Annotated in this window: 18 protein-coding genes; 15 read left to right on the top strand and 3 right to left on the bottom strand. The window is 65.2% G+C overall.

What is annotated here, in order from left to right; translation table 11 throughout:
- The 14 genes from AC1DOQ_RS18515 to AC1DOQ_RS18450 form a co-directional block, all read left to right on the top strand.
- Window positions 1-290: DUF4115 domain-containing protein (locus AC1DOQ_RS18515; RefSeq protein ID WP_477367417.1), on the top strand; the 290-nt coding region annotated here is incomplete at its 5' end.
- 16 nt (window positions 291-306) lie between these two features.
- Window positions 307-1,578 carry a flavodoxin-dependent (E)-4-hydroxy-3-methylbut-2-enyl-diphosphate synthase gene (ispG, locus tag AC1DOQ_RS18510; protein WP_477367414.1) on the top strand — a complete coding sequence of 424 codons (1,272 nt, stop codon included), beginning with the start codon at window positions 307-309 and terminating at the stop codon, window positions 1,576-1,578.
- A 132-nt stretch (window positions 1,579-1,710) separates the two neighbouring features.
- Window positions 1,711-3,057, top strand: coding sequence for a histidine--tRNA ligase (hisS, locus tag AC1DOQ_RS18505; protein ID WP_477367410.1), 1,347 nt, complete (start codon window positions 1,711-1,713; stop codon window positions 3,055-3,057).
- 36 nt (window positions 3,058-3,093) lie between these two features.
- Window positions 3,094-3,747, top strand: a complete 654-nt coding sequence (locus tag AC1DOQ_RS18500; RefSeq protein ID WP_477367407.1) for a YfgM family protein — start codon at window positions 3,094-3,096, stop codon at window positions 3,745-3,747.
- Between the two features lie 154 nt (window positions 3,748-3,901).
- Window positions 3,902-5,056, top strand: coding sequence for an outer membrane protein assembly factor BamB (gene bamB / locus AC1DOQ_RS18495; RefSeq protein WP_477367404.1), 1,155 nt, complete (start codon window positions 3,902-3,904; stop codon window positions 5,054-5,056).
- Window positions 5,057-5,063: 7 nt separating this feature from the next.
- The gene (gene der / locus AC1DOQ_RS18490) at window positions 5,064-6,401 is read left to right on the top strand and encodes a ribosome biogenesis GTPase Der (protein WP_477367401.1); all 1,338 of its coding nucleotides are present in this window, start codon (window positions 5,064-5,066) and stop codon (window positions 6,399-6,401) included.
- 240 nt (window positions 6,402-6,641) lie between these two features.
- Window positions 6,642-6,878 carry an RNA chaperone Hfq gene (gene hfq / locus AC1DOQ_RS18485; protein WP_036168820.1) on the top strand — a complete coding sequence of 79 codons (237 nt, stop codon included), beginning with the start codon at window positions 6,642-6,644 and terminating at the stop codon, window positions 6,876-6,878.
- A 29-nt stretch (window positions 6,879-6,907) separates the two neighbouring features.
- On the top strand, window positions 6,908-8,089 hold the full coding sequence (hflX, locus tag AC1DOQ_RS18480; protein WP_477367428.1) for a GTPase HflX: 1,182 nt from the start codon (window positions 6,908-6,910) through the stop codon (window positions 8,087-8,089).
- A 3-nt stretch (window positions 8,090-8,092) separates the two neighbouring features.
- Window positions 8,093-9,475, top strand: coding sequence for an FtsH protease activity modulator HflK (hflK, locus tag AC1DOQ_RS18475; RefSeq protein ID WP_477367398.1), 1,383 nt, complete (start codon window positions 8,093-8,095; stop codon window positions 9,473-9,475).
- A complete protein-coding gene (hflC, locus tag AC1DOQ_RS18470) occupies window positions 9,475-10,353 on the top strand; it encodes a protease modulator HflC (RefSeq protein ID WP_477367395.1) in 879 nt (292 codons plus the stop codon). The genes hflK and hflC overlap by 1 nt, the downstream gene beginning before the upstream one ends.
- A gap of 207 nt (window positions 10,354-10,560) precedes the next feature.
- Window positions 10,561-11,715, top strand: a complete 1,155-nt coding sequence (locus AC1DOQ_RS18465; protein WP_477367392.1) for an ATP phosphoribosyltransferase regulatory subunit — start codon at window positions 10,561-10,563, stop codon at window positions 11,713-11,715.
- Between the two features lie 3 nt (window positions 11,716-11,718).
- Window positions 11,719-13,029 carry an adenylosuccinate synthase gene (locus tag AC1DOQ_RS18460; RefSeq protein WP_477367389.1) on the top strand — a complete coding sequence of 437 codons (1,311 nt, stop codon included), beginning with the start codon at window positions 11,719-11,721 and terminating at the stop codon, window positions 13,027-13,029.
- Between the two features lie 21 nt (window positions 13,030-13,050).
- A complete protein-coding gene (locus AC1DOQ_RS18455; protein ID WP_477367386.1) occupies window positions 13,051-13,593 on the top strand; it encodes a phosphoribosyltransferase in 543 nt (180 codons plus the stop codon).
- A 132-nt stretch (window positions 13,594-13,725) separates the two neighbouring features.
- The gene (locus AC1DOQ_RS18450; protein ID WP_477367384.1) at window positions 13,726-15,144 is read left to right on the top strand and encodes an SH3 domain-containing protein; all 1,419 of its coding nucleotides are present in this window, start codon (window positions 13,726-13,728) and stop codon (window positions 15,142-15,144) included.
- 53 nt (window positions 15,145-15,197) lie between these two features.
- On the opposite strand, the gene AC1DOQ_RS18445 is transcribed toward AC1DOQ_RS18450, so the two are convergent.
- Genes AC1DOQ_RS18445 through AC1DOQ_RS18435 form a run of 3 tightly spaced genes read right to left on the bottom strand, consistent with a single transcriptional unit; the run spans window position 15,198 to window position 18,091 of the window.
- Window positions 15,198-15,572 (bottom strand): c-type cytochrome, encoded by a 375-nt coding sequence (locus AC1DOQ_RS18445; protein ID WP_477367381.1) that lies wholly within the window; start codon window positions 15,570-15,572, stop codon window positions 15,198-15,200.
- Window positions 15,565-17,334 carry a GMC family oxidoreductase gene (locus AC1DOQ_RS18440; RefSeq protein WP_477367378.1) on the bottom strand — a complete coding sequence of 590 codons (1,770 nt, stop codon included), beginning with the start codon at window positions 17,332-17,334 and terminating at the stop codon, window positions 15,565-15,567. The genes AC1DOQ_RS18445 and AC1DOQ_RS18440 overlap by 8 nt, the downstream gene beginning before the upstream one ends.
- 22 nt (window positions 17,335-17,356) lie before the next feature.
- On the bottom strand, window positions 17,357-18,091 hold the full coding sequence (locus AC1DOQ_RS18435) for a gluconate 2-dehydrogenase subunit 3 family protein (protein WP_477367375.1): 735 nt from the start codon (window positions 18,089-18,091) through the stop codon (window positions 17,357-17,359).
- Between the two features lie 231 nt (window positions 18,092-18,322).
- On the opposite strand from AC1DOQ_RS18435, the gene AC1DOQ_RS18430 reads away from it, so the two are divergent.
- A complete protein-coding gene (locus AC1DOQ_RS18430; RefSeq protein ID WP_477367372.1) occupies window positions 18,323-19,972 on the top strand; it encodes a methyl-accepting chemotaxis protein in 1,650 nt (549 codons plus the stop codon).
- Window positions 19,973-20,019 lie beyond the last annotated feature (47 nt).

Genomic DNA, 20,019 nt, shown 5'->3' with positions numbered 1-20,019 from the left:
CCGCCGCTCCGGCCGCGGCCGCGCCGGCCGCCGCCGGCCCGGCCAGCGGCGCCAACGCCCTGGTGCTGAGCGTGCGCGAGGATGCCTGGATCGAAGTGCGTCCGGCCAAGGGCGGCACCCCGATGATCAAGCGCCTCGTCAAGGCCGGCAGCACCGAAACCGTGAACGTCGACCAGCCCGTGCGCGTGATCGTCGGCAACCCGGGCGCTGTTTCGGCCAGCCTGCGCGGCGCCCCGGTGGCGCTGCCGCTGGTGCCGGGCAAGACCTATTCGCTGGTAAACGTGCAATAACGGACTACACCGCAACATGACCACTACACATTCGCCCATTCCCTCCGGTCCGCTGGCGCGCCGCGCCAGCCGCAGCGTGCTGGTCCAGCACGGCGAGCGCAAGGTCTGGGTCGGCGGCGACGCCCCCGTCGTCGTGCAGTCGATGACGAATACCGATACCGCCGACGTGATCGGCACCGCGATCCAGGTCAAGGAGCTGGCGCGCGCCGGTTCCGAGATCGTGCGCATCACGGTCAACACGCCGGAAGCCGCGGCCGCCGTGCCGGCCATCCGCGAGCAGCTCGACAAGATGGAGATCGACGTCCCGCTGGTCGGCGACTTCCACTACAACGGCCACCTGCTGCTGCGCGACTATCCGGAATGCGCCCAGGCGCTGTCGAAGTACCGCATCAATCCGGGCAATGTGGGGCAGGGCGCCAAGCGCGACACCCAGTTCGCCCAGATGATCGAAATCGCCATCAAGCACGACAAGCCGGTGCGCATCGGCGTCAACTGGGGCAGCCTGGACCAGTCGCTGCTGGCCCGCATCATGGACGAGAACGCCGCCCGCGCCCAGCCGTGGAGCGCCCAGGCCGTGATGTACGAAGCCCTGATCACCTCGGCGATCGAGAATGCCGTGCGCGCCGAGGAAATCGGCCTGGCGCGCGACAAGATCATCCTGTCGTGCAAGGTGTCGGGCGTGCAGGACCTGATCGCCGTCTACCGCGAACTCGGCAAGCGCTGCGACTACCCGCTGCACCTGGGCCTGACCGAGGCCGGCATGGGCAGCAAGGGCATCGTCGCCTCGACCGCGGCCCTGTCCGTGCTGCTGCAGGAAGGCATCGGCGACACCATCCGCATTTCGCTGACCCCGGAACCGGGCGGCGACCGCACCAAAGAGGTGGTGGTGGGCCAGGAAATCCTGCAGACCATGGGCCTGCGCAAATTCACCCCGATGGTGATCGCCTGCCCGGGCTGCGGCCGCACGACCTCGACCGTGTTCCAGGAACTGGCCGACAACATCCAGACCTTCCTGCGCGAGCAGATGCCGGAATGGAAGAAGACCTATCCGGGCGTGGAAGCGATGAACGTGGCCGTGATGGGCTGCATCGTCAACGGTCCGGGCGAATCGAAGCACGCGAACATCGGCATCTCCCTGCCCGGCACCGGCGAGTCGCCGGCGGCACCGGTCTTTGTGGATGGCCAAAAGGTCGCTACACTGCGGGGCGAGCGGATCGTGGATGAGTTCAAGACGATCGTGCTGAATTACGTGCAGAAGAATTACGGCCGCGAGGCCACAGCAGCATAAACGTCGTTCCCGCGAAGGCGGGAACCCAAGTTCGATGAGCTGCCGAAATGCGTACAAACTTGGGCCCCCGCCTGCGCGGGGGCGACGGTTTGAAGGGCGCGGGTACCAACAGCGGCAGAAGGAAGAAATAGAATGTCCGATAAAAAAGAAAAGATTGTCGCCATCAAAGGCATGAACGACATCCTCCCGGCCGACGCGCCGCTGTGGGAGCTGTTCGAAAACACCGTGGAATCCGTGCTGAAGAGCTACGGCTACCAGAAGATCGTCACCCCGATCGTCGAGGAAACCGGCCTGTTCGCGCGCGCCATCGGTGCCGTCACCGACATCGTCGAGAAGGAAATGTATTCCTTCGAAGACTCGATGAACGGCGACCAGCTGACCCTGCGTCCCGAAGGCACGGCCGGTGCGGTGCGCGCCGTGGTCGAGCACAACCTGGCCTACGACGGTCCGAAGCGCCTGTGGTACAAGGGCCCGATGTTCCGCCACGAGCGTCCGCAGCGCGGCCGCTACCGCCAGTTCTTCCAGTTCGGTGCGGAAGCGATCGGCTTTGCCGGCCCGGACATCGACGCCGAGCTGATCATGCTGTGCCGCCGCGTCTGGGATGACCTCGGCCTCGACAACATCCGCCTCGAGCTGAACTCGATCGGCAATGCGGAAGAGCGCCAGCGCCACCGCGCCGACCTGATCGCCTACTTCGAAGCCAACAGCGAACAACTGGACGCCGAAGCCCAGCGCCGCCTGCACGCCAACCCGCTGCGCATCCTCGACACCAAGAATCCGGCGATGCAGGACCTGGTCAATGCCGCGCCCAAGCTGATCGAATACCTGGGCGGCGAGTCGCTGGCCCACTTCGAAGGCCTGAAGAAGCTCCTCGACGCCAACAACGTCCAGTACACCGTCAACCCGCGCCTGGTGCGCGGCCTGGATTACTACAACCGCACCGTGTTCGAGTGGGTCACCGACGAACTGGGCGCCCAGGGCACCGTGTGTGCCGGCGGCCGCTATGACCCGTTGATCGAAATGGTGGGCGGCAAGCCGACCCCGGGCATCGGCTTCGCGATGGGCATGGAGCGCCTGATCGAGCTGATGAAGGGCCAGGGCGAGCCGGCCGCGCCGAGCCAGTGCGACGTCTACATGGTCCACCAGGGCGAGGAAGCGCAAATGAAAGCCTTCATCCTGGCCGAGCGCATCCGCGACGCCGGCCTGGACGTGGTCCTGCACTGCGCGACCCCGCAGGGCGCCGGCAGCTTCAAGAGCCAGATGAAGAAGGCCGACGGCTCGGGCGCGGCGTTCGCCGTGATCATCGGCGAGGACGAGGTCAAGAACGACGTGGTGGCGGTGAAGTCGCTGCGCGAAGCCGAGGGTGCCGCCCAGCAGACCAGCGTCGCCTTCGACGAGGCGGTCGACTACATCGTCGACCAGGTCATCGGCGGCCACGACCACGACCACGATCACGACCACGTGCACTATCATCCGTAATCCACCCATCCATTAACCAAAAACGAAACTGAGTCCATGGCATACGATCTCGAAGAACAGGAACAGATAGCCAATTTCAAGGCCTTCTGGAACCGCTTTGGCAACCTGATCAGCTGGGTGCTGATCATCGCGCTGGGCAGCTACGCCGGCTATAACTTCTGGAATTCGCACCAGCGCGGCAAGGCAGCCGAAGCCTCGGGCCTGTACGACCAGATGTTCGAGGCCGCCCAGGCCAACGACAATGCCAAGGTCCAGCGCATGGCCGCCGACATCGAAAGCAAGTACGACAGCACCGCCTACGCCCAGATGGCCGCGCTGGCCGCCGCCAAGACCGCGTTCGACGCCAACGACCTGAAGACCGCCAAGGCCCAGCTGCAGTGGGCGGCCGACCATGGCAACGACGAGTACAAGTCGATCGCGCGCCTGCGCCTGTCCGGCGTGCTGCTCGACGAGAAAGCCTACGACCAGGCGCTGACCCTGCTGAACGGCGACTTCCTGCCACAGTTCGCCGCCGAGGTGGCGGACCGCAAGGGCGACGTGCTGGTGGCGCAGAACAAGCTGGCTGAAGCCCGCACCGCCTACCAGGCCGCGCTCGAGAAGATGGACAAGAAGCACCCGGGCCGCCAGATCGTGCAGATCAAGCTGGAGGCGATTGGTGGTACTGTGCCGGCTGAGAAGGCCGCTGCGTAAAATATGACGCCGTCATTCCCGCGGAAGCGGGAATCCAGGCTGGGCGAATTCTGTGGCTCGGTAGGGATTCCCGCTTCCGCGGGAACGACGTTTGGAGGTGCGTGTCCGTAATCGTGCACGTAGTTTGTACGTCCCAAGAACAAGGCAAAAGAATATGCGTATTACCCGGAAGCTCGTAGGTGTCGGTGTCCTCGCCCTGATGACGGGCTGCTCGACGATCAGTTCCCTGAACCCGTTCGCATCCAAGCCGAAGGGCAACCTGCCGGCGCCCCTGGTCGACCTGAAAGGTTCGATGGCGGTGCGCACCGCATGGAAGCTGGAAGTCGGCAAGTCCCGCAACTACCAGTTCAACCCCGCGCTGGCCGGGAATACCGTGATCGCCGCCGGCGGCGACGGCACCCTCGTGCGTGCCGAAGCCGACAGCGGCCGTCAGCTGTGGCGCGTCAAGGCCGGCATGGAACTGACCGCCGGCGTCGGCACCGACGGCAACACCATCGTCGTCGGCGGCGACAAGGGCACGCTGATGGCCTTCGACATGGACGGCAAGCAGCTGTGGAAGGCCCAGCTGTCGAGCGAGATCCTGTCCTCGCCGGTGGTGGGGCAGGGCATCGTGGTGGCGCGCAGCATCGACAATCGCATCGTCGGCTTCGACGCCGCGACCGGCCAGAAGAAATGGACCGTGCAGCGCACCTCGCCGCCGCTGACCCTGCGCCTGGCGCCGGGCATGGTGGTGCATGACAAGGACGTGATCGTCGCCCAGCCGGGCGGCAAGCTGCTGTCGCTGCTGCTGGCGACCGGCGCGCCGCGCTGGGAAGTCGAAGTCGGCGTGGCGCGCGGCGCCACCGAACTCGAACGCGTGACCGACATCGGCGGCTACCCGGTGGTGTTCGAGGACGAAGTCTGCGCCGTCTCCTACCAGGGACGCGCCGGCTGCTGGGACCTGCTGAACGGCAGCCCGCGCTGGACCCGCGACCTCTCGTCGGAAGCCGGGGTGGCGGTCGACCAGCGCTTCCTGTTCGCCAGCGACGACAAGGGCGCCGTCTATGCCTTCAACCGCGACGGCGGCACCAGCGCATGGAAGAACGACAAGCTGGCCTTCCGCCGCCTGTCGACCCCGGTCTCCTACGGCCGCACGGTCGCGGTCGGCGACTACCAAGGCTACGTGCACTTCCTGTCGCGTGAGGACGGCGCCTTCCTGGCCCGTGCCGCCACCGACGGCAGTGCGATCAGCACGACCCCGCTGGTGGCGGGTTCGAACCTGATTTTTCAAACACAAAATGGAACTGTGACCGCCATCGCGGTCGAATAACAATTAAATGAAGCCGGTAATCGCACTCGTAGGACGCCCCAACGTCGGGAAGTCCACACTATTCAACCGCATGACGCGCTCGCGCGACGCGCTCGTGGCCGACCTCCCTGGCCTGACCCGCGACCGTCACTACGGCGAAGGCCGCATGGGCGAACGTCCGTTCCTGGTGATCGACACCGGCGGTTTCGAACCCGTCGCCAAGGAAGGCATCATGCACGAGATGGCGCTGCAGACGAAGCAGGCCGTGGCTGAAGCCGACGTCGTGATGTTCATCGTCGACGGCCGCCAGGGCCTGACCCCGCACGACAAGACCATCACCGACTTCCTGCGCAAGTCCGGCCGCAAGGTCATGCTGGTGGTGAACAAGAGCGAGGGCATGAAGTACACCAGCGTCACCGCCGAGTTCTACGAGCTCGGCATGGGCGACCCCTACGTGATCTCGGCCGCCCACGGCGACGGCGTACTCGACCTCGTCAACGAGGCGATCGACCAAGCCGCCACCCTGCGCCCGCAGGAAGAGGCGGAATTCGATCCGGCCGACTACGGCGTCAAGATCGCGCTGGTCGGCCGCCCGAACGTCGGCAAGTCCACGCTGATCAATACCCTGGTTGGCGAGCAGCGCGTGATCGCCTTCGACATGCCGGGCACCACCCGCGATTCGATCGAGGTGCCGTTCGAGAAGGGCGGCAAGCACTATACGCTGATCGACACCGCCGGCATCCGCCGCCGCGGCAAGGTGTTCGAGGCGGTCGAGAAGTTCTCGGTCGTGAAGACCCTGCAGTCGATCTCGGAAGCCAACGTGGTCGTCCTGATGCTGGATGCGCAGGCGGACATCGCCGAGTCGGACGCCCACATCGCCGGCTTCATCCTGGAATCCGGACGCGCGCTGGTGGTTGCCGTCAACAAGTGGGACGGCCTGACCTCCGACCAGCGCGACCAGGTGAAGAACGACATCGACCGCAAGCTCGATTTCCTGTCCTTCGCCGAGACCAAATTCATTTCGGCGCTGAAGGGCACCGGCATCAATCACCTGATGAAGGCGATCGATACCGCCTATGCCGCCGCCACCGCCAAGCTGTCGACCCCGCGCCTGACCCGCGCGCTGCAGGAAGCGGTCGAGAAGCAGGAACCGAAGCGCAAGGGCAGCACCCGCCCGAAGATGCGCTATGCCCACCAGGGCGGCCAGAATCCGCCCATCATCGTCATCCACGGCAATGCCCTGGACGGCATCACGGAACCGTACAAGCGCTATCTGGAGAAGCACTTCCGCGATACCTTCGACCTGATCGGTACCCCGCTCCGGATCGAACTGCGCAGCGGCAAAAACCCCTTCGCCAAAGAGTGATCGATGCCGGGGGCATCGATCACGGTGGGCACACTGTGCCCACGCGTGACGTGTGCATACCGCGTGCGTCACGCGTGCCGGTTCTTAAGCCAGATTTAACCGTACGAGTACGACAGAAAACGGTAAAACAGGTTACAGTAGGCTTGGAAAAACATTCACAAAGTGAGAATGTTGGCCCAAGCACTTGAAAACCGGCATAGCGCCTCAATTTTTATACGACAACAACATCACGGAGCTGTTATGAGCAACAAAGGGCAACTGTTACAAGACCCATTCCTGAACGCCTTGCGCAAGGAGCACGTCCCCGTTTCGATCTATCTGGTCAACGGTATCAAGCTCCAGGGACATATCGAGTCCTTCGACCAGTATGTGGTTCTGCTCCGTAATACCGTCACCCAGATGGTCTACAAGCACGCCATTTCCACCGTCGTTCCCGCACGCGCCGTCAACCTCAACCTCGAACAAGACGCCGAGTGAGGTCGATGGCTGACGTTTCCGGCAACACCATGCGCGCAGCATTGGTCGGTATCGACTTTGGCCGTGGCGATTTCGCGGCCAGCCTGGAAGAACTGGCATTGCTGGCGCGTTCCGCCGGAGCGGATCCGATCACCACGATCACCGCAAAACGCAACAGTCCCGATCCCGCGCATTTCGTCGGCAGCGGCAAGGCCGACGAAATCGCCCAGGCCTGCCTGGCCGAGCGGATCGAGATCGTCATCTTCAACCACGCCCTGTCGCCCGCCCAGCAGCGTAACCTGGAGCGCCGCCTCAACATCCGCGTGGTCGACCGCACCAGCCTGATCCTCGATATCTTCGCCCAGCGCGCCCAGAGCCACGAGGGCAAGCTGCAGGTCGAGCTGGCCCAGTTGCAGCACCTGGCCACGCGCCTGATCCGCGGCTGGACCCACCTTGAGCGCCAGAAGGGCGGTATCGGCCTGCGCGGTCCCGGCGAAACCCAGCTCGAGACCGACCGCCGCCTGATCGGCGAGCGCGTCAAGATGCTGCGCACCCGCCTGTCCAAGCTGCGCAAGCAGCATGAAACCCAGCGCCGCTCGCGCGGACGCAACCAGACATTCTCGGTGTCGCTGGTCGGCTATACCAACGCCGGCAAGTCGACCCTGTTCAACACCCTGACCAAGGCCGGGGTGTACGTCGCGAACCAGCTGTTCGCGACCCTGGACACCACCAGCCGCCGCCTCTACCTGGGGCAGGAAACCGGCAACGTGGTGGTGTCCGACACGGTTGGTTTCGTGCGCGAACTGCCGCACCAGCTGGTGGCCGCCTTCCGCGCCACGCTGGAAGAAACCATCCATGCCGACCTGCTGCTGCACGTGGTCGACGGCTCGTCGCCGGTGCGGATGGAGCAGATCGAGCAGGTCAACGAGGTGCTGCGCGAAATCGGCGCAGACCACATCCCGCAGATCCTGGTCTGGAACAAGATCGATGCGGCCGGGCTCGAGCCCGGGGTGGAACGTGATGAATATGATAAAATCAGCCGCGTTTTTATCAGCGCCCATAGTGGCGCCGGCCTGGATCTGCTGCGCGACGCGATCGTCGAGGCGGCCAGACCCGAGCCCGGTATGACGCATGCCTACGAGCAGGACGGCGACGATCCCGGCTTCGCGCACGACGTGCAGCCCGGGACGGCTGAGAATATTCCGAATTCCACCCATGTGGGACCACACTAGCCTATGCTCGTTTCACTTTTCAAACGTCTCGGCATCACCCTGTCACTGAACGACCCTCGCTGGGGCCACAAACCCGGCGACGAACGCAAGATCCAGCAGGGTAAGAACCAGGGCAACGACGGACCGCCCGATCTCGACCAGCTGTGGCGCGACTTCAACCAGCGCCTGAACCGCCTGTTCGGCAAACGCGGCGGCGATGGCGGCGGCTATCGCCCGGATGCCCGCGGCGTCGGCGTCACCGCGACCGTGGTCGGTGCCATCCTGGTCCTGATCTGGCTCGCCAGCGGCGCCTTCATCGTGCCGGAAGGCCAGGTCGGCCTCGTCACCACCTTCGGCGAACTGTCGCACAAGACCGGCGCCGGTTTCAACTGGCGCTGGCCGGCCCCGTTCCAGGCCCACCAGACGGTCAACGTGAGCCAGGTGCAAACCGTCGAAGTCGGCTACCGCGCGAACGTGCGCAACAAGCAGCTGAACGAAGCCCTGATGCTGACCGCGGACGAGAACCTCGTCGACGTCCAGTTCTCGGTGCAGTACAAGGTCACCGATCCGGTCGCCTGGGTGTTCAACAACAGCGACCAGGTCGAGACCGTGCGCGATGCCGCCGAGACCGCCGTGCGCGAACTGATCGGCCGCCGCGGCATGGAAGCCGTGCTTGCCGAAAACCGCGACAAGCTGGCCGGCGAAGCGCGCGTCATGGTCGAGCAGATGCTGGAGCGCTACAAGATGGGCGCCGACGTCACCGGCGTGACCGTGCAGTCGCTGGCCGCACCCGAGCAGGTTGCCGCCGCCTTCGAGGAAACCGTCAAGGCCCAGGAAGACAAGGCGCGTGCCCGCAGCGAAGCCCAGGCCTATGCCGACGACATCATCCCGCAGGCCAAGGGCAAGGCGGAGCGCATGAAGCAGGATGCCGAAGCCTACCGCGCGACCACCGTGAACACGGCGGAAGGCAATGTCGCCCGCTTCAACCAGGTCGTGGCCGAATACGCGAAGGCGCCGGCCGTCACCCGCGACCGCATGTACATCGACACCATGCAGCAGATCTTCTCCAGCACCAGCAAGGTCATGATCGACGCCAAGACCTCGAACCAGATCTACCTGCCGCTCGACCGCATGCTGAACCAGTCGGTCGCCAACGAGCAGGCGATGGGCAGCCGTTCGGGCCCGGTCGTGCCGGCGCCGCAGGGTGCCCAGGGCCAGCCGAACCAGGCGCCGCAGCCCCAGGTCCAGCAGCAGGGCCAGGGCCAGCAACAGCCGCAGCCGCAGCAGCAGAACCAGCCGCAGCAGCAGGTCCAGGCCGCGCCGGCTACCGAGAACCACCCGCTGGAATCGGTGCGCAAGATCGATCCGCGCAGCCGCGATTCCTCGCGTGAAAGAGAGACCCGCTGATGAGCCGCCTGATTTCGATCGTGATCGGGGCGGCCATCGTCCTGAGCCTGCTGGCCTCGAGCTTCTTCGTGGTCGACCAGCACCGCTATGCCGTGGTGTATGCCTTCGGCGAGCTGCGCGAGGTGATCAAGCAGCCCGGCCTGCACGTCAAGCTGCCGTCGCCGCTCCAGACCGTGGTCTACCTCGACAAGCGCCTGCAGACCCTCGACACCGCCGACGGCGAACGCTTCGTGACGGCGGAGAAGAAGGACCTGCTGGTCGATGCCTTCGTCAAATGGCGCATCACTGATCCGCGCCAGTACCTGGGTGCGGTCGGCAGCGGCAATGCCGGACGCGGCGCCGAACGCGTGGCCCAGGTGGTGCAGGTGGCCATGAACGCCGAGATCGCCACCCGCAAGGTCGGCGAAGTCGTCTCCGGCCAGCGCCAGGAGCTGGCGAATGCCCTGCGCGAGCGCGTGGCTGCCAACAGCCGCCAGCTCGGCGTCGAGATCGTCGACCTGCGCCTCAAGCGCGTCGACTTCACCGCCCAGGTCAACAACGCGGTGTTCGACCGCATGAAGGCCGAGCGCCTGCGCGTGGCCACCGAGACCCGCGCGACCGGCACAGCCGAAGCCGAGCAGATCCGCGCCGACGCCGAACGCCAGCGCAGCGTGATCCTGGCCGAAGCCTTCCGCGACGCCGAGACCATCAAGGGCGAGGGCGAAGCCAAGGCGAGCCAGATCTATGCCCAGTCCTTCAGCAAGAACCCCGAGTTCTACCGCTTCTACCGCTCGCTGGAGGCCTATCGCGCCACCTTCAAGAGCCGCAGCGACGTGCTGGTGCTGGATTCGAATTCCGAGTTCTTCAAGTATTTCAAGGGCCCGGGCGCCGGTAAATGACCTGTGGGCGTGGGCACCGGGTGCCCACCCCACGGCCTGTTTTGGGTGGGCGCGCCGTGCCCACCATGCAACGTTAACAATCATCCCACCCATCTTCCGCGCCAATCCCGGCCGGTTTTCGGTTAAAATCGTCGATTCGGCGCAGAATACGCGTGCAAAGCCGCGTGCTCCGTTGCCCTATCTTTAACAAACCCAATCGCTTTGCCCATGCCTACCTGGCTACTGCCCGAGAATATCGCCGACGTCTTGCCGTCCGAAGCGCGCAAGATCGAGGAACTGCGCCGCCTCATGCTCGACACCTTCCGCACCTATGGATACGAGCTGGTCATGCCGCCGATGCTCGAGTACGTCGAATCGCTGCTCGCCGGAGCAGGGCAGGACACCGACTCCAAGACCTTCAAGCTGGTCGATTCGATGAGCGGCCGCCTGCTCGGCCTGCGCGCCGACATGACCACCCAGGTCGCCCGCATCGACGCCCACCTCCTGAACCGCGATACCGTCACCCGCCTGTGCTATGCCGGCACGGTGCTGCACACCCGCCCGTCCGGCCTGCACGCGACCCGCGAACAACTCCAGATCGGCGCCGAGATCTACGGCCACGCCGGCCTCGAAGCCGACGCCGAGATCCAGGAGCTGGCCCTCGCCACCTTGGCGCTGGCCGGCTTCGAGCAGCCGCGCCTGGACCTGTCGCACGCCGGCGTGCTGCGCGCGATCCTGGCCGAAGACCCGCTTGCTGCACGCGACGAGCAGCTGCTGCACGGCCTGCTGAAGTCGAAGGACATGCCGGGCCTGGACGAAGCCACGCAACACTATGCGCAAGCGACCCGCGCCGCCCTGATGGCGCTGCCGAACCTGTACGGCGACGTCGACGTGCTGGGCCGCGCGAAGGAAGTGCTGCCGGCGCTGCCGGGCATCACGCGCGCGCTGGCCGAACTGGCGGCGCTGGCCGGCTGTGCGATCGGCCGCGCCCAGGTGGCGATCGACCTGGCCGACCTGCGCGGCTACCAGTACGAGAGCGGCGCCATGTTCGCGCTCTACGTGCCGGGGCTGCCGAATGCCGTCGCCCGCGGCGGCCGTTACGACCACGTCGGCGAAGCCTTCGGACGCGCGCGTCCGGCAACCGGCTTCTCGCTCGACCTGCGCGAGCTGGCGCGGCTGCTGCCGACCGCCGACCGCAAACACGCCATCCGTGCGCCGTGGGGCAATGCGCCCGAGCTGCGCGAAAAAATCGCTGAACTGCGCAAGGCAGGCGAAGTCGTGATCCAGTCCATGCCGGGTCATGAAAACGTACAGGACGAGTTCGAGTGCGACCGTGTGCTCGTCCTCGAACAAGGAAATTGGATTCTCAAAAACTTAGGTTAAGTGATGTCAAATACTGCTAAGAACGTCGTTGTCATCGGCACCCAATGGGGCGATGAGGGCAAGGGTAAGATCGTCGACTGGCTGACCGACCATGCCGCCGGCGTGGTGCGTTTCCAGGGTGGCCACAATGCCGGCCACACGCTGGTGATCAAGGGCCAGAAGACGGCACTCCAACTGATCCCGTCGGGCATCATGCGCGAAGGCGTGGCCTGCTACATCGGCAACGGCGTCGTGGTCTCGGTGCCGGACGTGATGCGCGAAATCGACAAGCTGGAAGCTGCCGGCGTCGAAGTCGCTTCGCGCCTGAAGATCTCGGAAGCCTGCCCGGTCATCCTGCCTTACCACGTCGCCATCGACGTCGCCCGTGAAGCGGCCCGCGGCGCCAACAAGATCGGCACCACCGGCAAGGGCATCGGCCCGGCCTACGAAGACAAGGTGGCACGCCGCGCGATCCGTATCGCCGACATGCTGAACGAGACCCGCTTCGCCGAGAAGCTGCGCGAGAACCTGGACTACCACAACTTCGTGCTGACCGGTTACCTGAAATCCCAGGCAATCGACTTCCAGAAGACTTTCGACGACGCGATGGCCCTGGTGCCGCGCCTGCGTCCGATGGTCGGCGATGTCTCGTCGGCCCTGTACGCCGCCCACAAGGCCGGCGGCCACCTGCTGTTCGAAGGCGCGCAAGGCTCGCTGCTGGACGTCGACCACGGCACCTACCCGTTCGTGACCTCGTCGAACTGCGTGGCCGGTAACGCCGCCGCCGGTTCGGGCGTCGGCCCGGGCATGCTGCACTACATCATGGGCATCACCAAGGCCTACACGACCCGCGTGGGTTCGGGCCCGTTCCCGTCCGAACTGCCGACCGACGCCGGCGTCGGCGAGCACCTGTCGCGCGTGGGCCACGAGTTCGGCACCGTGACCGGCCGTGCACGCCGCTGCGGCTGGTTCGACGCCGCGCTGCTGCGCCGCTCGGTCCAGATCAACGGCGTGACCGGCATGTGCCTGACCAAGCTGGACGTGCTGGACGGCATCGAGTCCCTGAAGCTGTGCACCGGCTACAAGATCGACGGCCGTGACGTCGACATCTTCCCGGTCGGCGCCGAAGAGGCGGCCGCCTGCGTGCCGGTCTACGAAGAAATGCCGGGCTGGAAGGAAAGCACCGTCGGCGCCAAGTCCATGGACGAACTGCCGGCCAATGCCCGCGCTTACATCAAGCGCATCGAAGAGCTGGTCGGTGTTCCGGTCGACATGGTGTCGACCGGTCCGGACCGTGAAGAAACCATCGTGCTGCGTCACCCGTTTGCCGCATAAGAACAATAGGAATAGCCTGAAATGAACACTCCTGCATCCACCGACAAGGACCTGTGGGTCTCCTGGGATGAGTACAACCGCCTGGTCGAGCGCCTGGCGCTGAAGGTCTACGAATCGAACTGGAAGTTCGACATGGTCCTGTGCCTGGCGCGCGGCGGCGTGCGTCCGGGCGACGTGATCTCGCGCATCTTCGACGTGCCGCTGGCGATCCTGTCGACCAGCTCCTACCGCGAAGAAGCCGGCAAGAAGCAGGGCGACCTGGACATCGCCAAGTACATGACGATGACCAAGGGCCCGCTGGCCGGCAGGATCCTGCTGGTCGACGACCTGGCCGACTCCGGCGTGACCCTGGTGAAGGTGCGCGAACACCTGCAGGCGAACTACCCGGACGTCACCGAAGTGCGTTCGGCCGTCATCTGGGTCAAGGGCACCTCGTCGCTGGTCCCGGACTACCACCTGGAAGACCTGCCGCACAACCCGTGGATCCACCAGCCGTTCGAAGACTACGACGGCCTGCGTCCGCACCAGCTGGCGTCGTGGATGAAGAAGTTCGAGAAGAACTGAAGACGGCGGCGCTCTCGCGCTTTTTAGTCGTCGCCCCCGCGCAGGCGGGGGCCCAAGCTGAATCGGGGCCGCGCGCCCCGATTTTTTTCGCCCATCTTCATGTAAGCTTCCTCCATAAAAATGGAGACGACGATGAAGACGAGCACCAAGCTGCGCGCCCGGGCGCTGGCCCTGGCGATCACCTGCGCCACCCGACTCGCGCTGGCAGCCGACCAGGGCGCCCCGGCCCCGGTATCAGCGTCCGGCATCCCCGCCTTCAGCGAAGAGATGCTGAATCCCGATTTCTGGATCCACCGCCTGCTGGAGCCGGACATGGTGCTGCTGAACGCGCGCCAGGCAGCGGCCAAGCGCACGCTCGCCTTCGCGCCGGACGGCGGCTTCATCGACCTGCAGCGCCTTCCGGCGACCCTGGAACGCGCCCAGGTGGCCGACTGGCTGAAGCAGGCGGAGCAGGCGACGCCGGTGAAGATCGCCGTCGACGAGGACGGCAAGCCGGTCGGCGCCGCGACCCTGGACGCCATCCGCAGGAACGGCGCGCCGGAGCGGATCGCGGCATCGGCGCCGGCCAGGTACGGCCTCAGCGTGCGCCGCGCCCACCTGCGCACGCTGCCGATCGAACGCAATTTCTACCCAGGTGCCGACAACCGCGATGTCGAAAGCCTGCAGGCCGGCGTGCTGTTCCCGGGCGAGCCCGTCCTCATCGCCCACCAGAGCCTTGATCGCGACTGGCTGCTGGTGATGTCGACCCAGGGCCCGGCCTGGGTGAGCAGCAAGGACATCGCCGAAGGCGCGCGCGACGCCGTGTTCGGCTATGCCACCCGGGCCCCGGGCCGGGTCGTCACCGGCGACCAGGTGCGCACCGTGTTCACGCCGGAAGCGCCCGAGGTGTCGGAAGTGCTGCTGGACATGGGCACGGCGCTGCCGGCCGCCGATGTGCCGCCCGGCGAACCGGTGAACGGCGCCAGCCCTTATGCCTCCTGGACTCTGCTGCTGCCGGTGCGCGGGCAGGGCGGGGCGCTCGAGTTCAAGCCGGCGCTGCTACGCCGCAGCGCGGACAGCGCGCCCGGCTACCTGCCGGTCACCCGGGCCAACATCATCCGCCAGGCCTTCAAGCTGCTCGGCGAGCGTTATGGCTGGGGCCACCAGTTCAATGCGCGCGACTGCAGCGGTCTGACCGGCGAGGTCTATCGCAGCATGGGCCTGTACCTGCCCCCCAGTTCCGCCCTGCAGGGCAGCATGCCGGTGTTCCAGCACCGGACCTTCACCGGCAAGGACAGCCATGAGTACCGCGTGCGCGCCCTGGCCGAGGCCCAGGTGGGCGACCTGGTCGTCGTCCCCGGCCACGTGCTGATGATCATCGGCCACGTGAACGGCGAACCTTATGTGATCCAGGACGTGCCCTACGCGGTGTTCAGGGATCCAGCCGGCGGCCAGATCCGCAAGACCAAGCTGAACCAGGTGTCGGTCACGCCGCTGCTGCCGCTGTATGCGGACGACCGGACCTTGTACGTGGATGCGATGACGAGCCTGGTGCAGCCGACGCGGCCCTGAGGCGGCCCTGAGGCGGCCCTGAGGCCGCCCGGTCACCAGGCCGGGTCGTGGGCTTACTTGCTGGCCGTCGCCAGGTACTGCACGACCGCCTTCAGCGCCGCCTCGTCCGGAATGCCGGAGAAGGGCATGCGGTTGCCCGGCACCTTCTCCTGGGGCGCACGGAGGAATTCGGTCAGGCTCTTTTCGTCCCAGGTGATGCCGCTGCGTTTCATCGGACCCGAGAAGCGGAAGCCAGGCTCAAGGCCGGCGGTACGGCCGACGATGTTGTGCAGGTCGGGACCGACGCCGTTCTCGCCGGCCTTCAGCGAGTGGCAGGCGGCGCAGGTTTCGAAGGTCTTCTTGCCGAGGTCGTCGGCCGCCTGGGCGTGAAGGGAGAGGGCGGCGAGGGCCGCCAACGCGATTGCAAGCGGATTGACGAACTTAGGCATCGATGAGCTTTCCTGGATTCTTGACGTAGACGTTCTTGATGATATCGGCCGCCATGTAGGCGATCGCGCCGACGGGGCCGGTCGGGTTGTAGGCCGAGTTGTGGGGGAACAGCGAGGCGCCCATGATGAACAGGTTGTCGACGTCCCACACCTGGCCATATTTGTTCGTGACCGAGTTGCCCGGATTCGTGCCCATGATGGTGCCGCCGGTGTTGTGGGTGCTCTGGTACACGGTCGCGTTCCACGAATTGCGCGGGGTCGCCTTGTTCAGGTGAGTGGGGTTCATGGCCTGCGCAATCTTGTTGATGATCTCGGCGGAGTGCGCCGAAATCTTGCGCTCGTTGTCCTTGTAGTCGAAGGTCATGCGCATCAGCGGCATGCCGAGGCGGTTGCGGTAGGTCGGATCGAGGTCGAGGAAGTTGGCGCGGTTCGGCATCACGCTGCCGGCCGCCGCGATGTTCATCGCGCGCTCGTACCACTTGGCGGTTTCTTCCTTCCACTTCTTGCCCCAGCCCGGCGTGCCGCCCGGCACCGGGTGCCATTGGATCGGGCGGCCGCCATACTGCACCGTGCCGATGATCGAGCCGCCGATGTAGCCGAGGGGGGCGCGGTCGAAGTCCCAGTTGGCGTTGAAGTCGTCGATCAGGGTGCTGGTGCCGCCCGCCGACATATAGGGGTGGAACAGCTTGTCCTCGAAGAACAGCGTGGCGCTGGCGCCGGTCTGGTAGCAGTAATTCTTGCCGATCAGGCCCTTGCCGGTGACCGGGTCGTAGGCCTGGCCGATGCCGGAGACCAGCATCAGGTGCACGTTATTCAGCGCATAGGCAGTCAGCACGACCATCCTGGCCGGCTGGAAGACTTCCTCGCCGTTCGCCAGGTTGACGTAGGTGACGCCGGTCGCTTTCCTGCCCGAGGCGTCGCGCTCGATACGGGTGACCCAGGCATTCGTGCGCAGCTCGAAGGTATTCTGCTTCAGCGCGGCCGGCAGCACGGTCATGTGGGCGCCGCCCTTGGCATTCGATTCGCAGCCGAAGCGCTCGCAGTGGCCGCAGTACTGGCATTCGCCGAACTTGGCGCCGTCGGGGTTGGTATAGGCGCGCGAGGCGTTCGCGGTCGGGCGCGGGAAGGGGTGGTAACCCATCTTCTTGGCCGTATCTTCGAACAGATCGCCGGCCAGGGTCTGTTCGACCGGCGGCAGCGGATAGTCGTTCGATCGCGGCCCTTCGAAGATGTTGCCGCCGGCGATCTTCTTGCCCTTGATGTTGCCCGCCTTGCCGGAAATGCCGGCAACCTTCTCGAACTTGTCGTAGTACTTTTCCAGTTCCTGGTAGCTGATGCCCCAGTCCTGGATCGTCATGTCTTCGGGAATGTACTTCTTGCCGTACTTTGCTTCGTAGCGCGAGCGGATCTTGAACTCGTCGTCGGTCCAGCGCCAGGTATGGCCGTTCCAGTGCGTCGAGGCGCCGCCGACGCCGGTACCCATCAGGTAGGATCCCAGGCGGCGATAGGGAAGCGCGGTTTCCTTGGCGTCGTTGCGGATGGTTTCGGTCTGGTCGTTGGTGTTGACCATCATGCCGTTGCGGATGCCCAGCGCCAGTTCGTCGCGCATGCGCGGGACGGTAAAGTCTTCCGACGAGGCTTGCGGGCCACCCCGCTCGAGGCATACCACGGTCATGCCTGCTTCGGACAGTTCCTTGCCCAGGATGCCGCCGGTCCAGCCGGCGCCGACCAGCACGACATCCACTTCATTCATTTTCTTCATTGCGGTTCCGTTGGTGTTTGCTTCAGCTGAGATCGGCAATGCCGACCGGCTGCGTGCGATACGGTTTGTTCTTGAACTTGACGATGTTCAGCTTGTTGGTGGTGTTCACGCCCGGGTAGCCGATCATCTTCCAGGCCATCTTGTCGCGATTGCCGCCGTAGATCGGGTCGGAGAACATGGCTTCGTAGAACATCTGCAGCAGCTGCGCGAAGTAGGGCTTGGCCGGCACGCCGTTCGGCAAGGAGATCTTGCCGGCCTGCAGGTCCTTGAGTAGCTGTTCCCTGGTCTCGGACGGCAGCGCATCGAAGGGCTTCTTGAAGGTCGCCTGGCAGTAGTCGGCCAGGCCTTCGGTACCGGCGCGGAACAGGGCGGCCGGCGTCATCGCCAGCTGGTAACCCTGGTTGGCGCTGCCTTGCTTGAACGGGCCCTGCAGGTAGAGGCGGTCGCCCTGGCCCCAGTTGCCGGCGAGTGCACGGTCGAAGTAGACGTTCAGGCCCATGTCGACCCCGCTCGGGGTGTACTGGTCGGCCGGGCACATGTGGTTGACCAGTGCTTCGACGAAGGCCTGCTCGCCGGGGCGCAGCCACTCGTAGCCGGCCGGCGCATCGGCGGCGGCGGGGGCGGCAGCGGCGGGCTGCCCGTCGGGCGCCTGCGCCTTGGCGGCGAGGGGCAGGGTGGCGCTCGCGGCGCCGGCCGCGCCGACCAGCGACTTGATCAGGAAGTCGCGACGCGGCTTGGCTTGGGTAGGGTCGGTCATGCTGTCGGTACCTTGCTGTAAATATGAAATATTAATATCCGGAAGAAACAAAATTTCCCTCGGGCATCATAAACCGGTTTTATGCTCATGCATATCGGGTGTTGCGCCGATGCCGACAGATGTTAATTTTTATTGCAATGCGGCAATTAATGCTGCATATTTCATATCTGAAGTGAAACTCCCCTGTTATTGAACACTGGCGCCGTGCGGCCCCGGCTTGCGTACATGTAAATGATGAAAAACCTCAACATCGGCAAAAAGATTGCGGTCGTCTTCACGATCGTCCTGCTCATTTCGATTGCCACCACCGGCGTCGGACTTTGGCAGCTGAACAGGATGATGGCGTCGACCAAGGAATTGATGGCCTTGCCACTGGCGAAGGAAAGGCTGGTCAGCGACTGGTACCGCACCATCTACGGCGGTTCGCGCAGGACGCTGGCAATCGCGAAGAGCAGCGACAATGCGCTGGTTGCGTTCTTTGCCGAAGATTCGGCGACGGGCAGCAAGGAAGCCGGCGAAATCCTGAAAAAGGTGAAGCAGCTGCTGACCTCGCCGGAAGAGGCCAAGCTGCTGCAGCAGATCGCCGAAGCGCGTGATTTCTACAACGTCCAGAAAGCCGCGGTAACCAAGGCCAAGGAAGTGAACGATGTCGAGACCGCAACGCGCGTGCTCGAGGAAAAGTTCATTCCAGCTTCGGCCAAGTACCAGGGGCTGCTGCGTGACATGGTCGACATGCAGCGCAAGGCCATCGACGCCAGCGCCGCGCAGGCCGATCAGGCCGCGGCCGCCAGCCTGCGCATGCAGACTGCGCTGAGCGTGCTGCTGGTGCTGCTGGTGGTCGCCTGTGGCTGGCTGCTTCGCACGAGCATCGTCAAGCCGCTGGAAACCGCGATCGGGATCGCGCGCCGCGTCGCCAAGGGCGACCTGACGGCGGACATCCAGGTCACCTCGAAGGACGAGGCCGGACAACTGCTGGAAGCGCTGCGCGAGATGAATCACTCGCTGCGCGACCTCGTGCATAGCGTGGTTCAGGGCGCGGGAAATATCGCCCATGCGAGCGACGAGATCGCGGCGGGGAACCTCGAATTGTCGTCGCGCACCGAGCAGCAGGCCAGCTCGCTCGAAGAAACCGCGTCGTCGATGGAAGAGCTGACCTCGACCGTCAAGCAGACCTCGGACAATGCGCGCCAGGCCAATCAGCTGGCCGCCTCGGCAAGCGAAGTGGCGGCCAAGGGCGGCTCGGTGGTGCACCAGGTGGTCGAAACGATGGGGCTGATCGATACCTCGTCGAAAAAAATCGTGGACATCATCGCCGTGATCGACGGGATCGCCTTCCAGACCAATATCCTGGCGCTGAACGCCGCGGTGGAGGCGGCCAGGGCGGGCGAGCAGGGCCGCGGCTTCGCCGTGGTGGCCGGCGAAGTGCGCAACCTGGCCCAGCGTTCGGCTGCCGCCGCCAAGGAGATCAAGACCCTGATCGATGCTTCCGTCAGTAACGTGGAGACGGGAAGCGCCCTGGTGGCGACGGCCGGCACCACGATGGACGAGATCGTGGCGAGCATCCGCCGCGTCACCGACATCATGGGCGACATCAGCGCCGCCACCCGCGAGCAGACCCTCGGCATCGAGCAGATCAACGAAGCGGTCAGCCAGATGGACCAGACCACCCAGCAGAATGCCTCGCTGGTGGAGGAAGCCGCGGCGGCCTCCGAAACCCTGCAGAAGCAGGCTGCGGACCTGGCCGACGCGATGCGCGTATTCAGGCTGAAGGACATGCCGGCCCAGCCGGCCCAGCCGGTCCGGTCGCCGGCGCCTGCGCGCAAGGCGCTGGCAGCCGCCTCGCCCGTACGTCCGGCTGCGGAGGCGTGGGAAAGCTTTTGACGCCCAAATCGATGGCTAGGGATACCGATCGGTTAAGATTGCGATAA

This window comes from Massilia sp. 01N417, assembly GCF_056399645.1.
The sequence above is the reverse complement of the archived record's forward strand: the minus strand, read 5'-3'. Positions and strand labels throughout refer to the sequence as shown.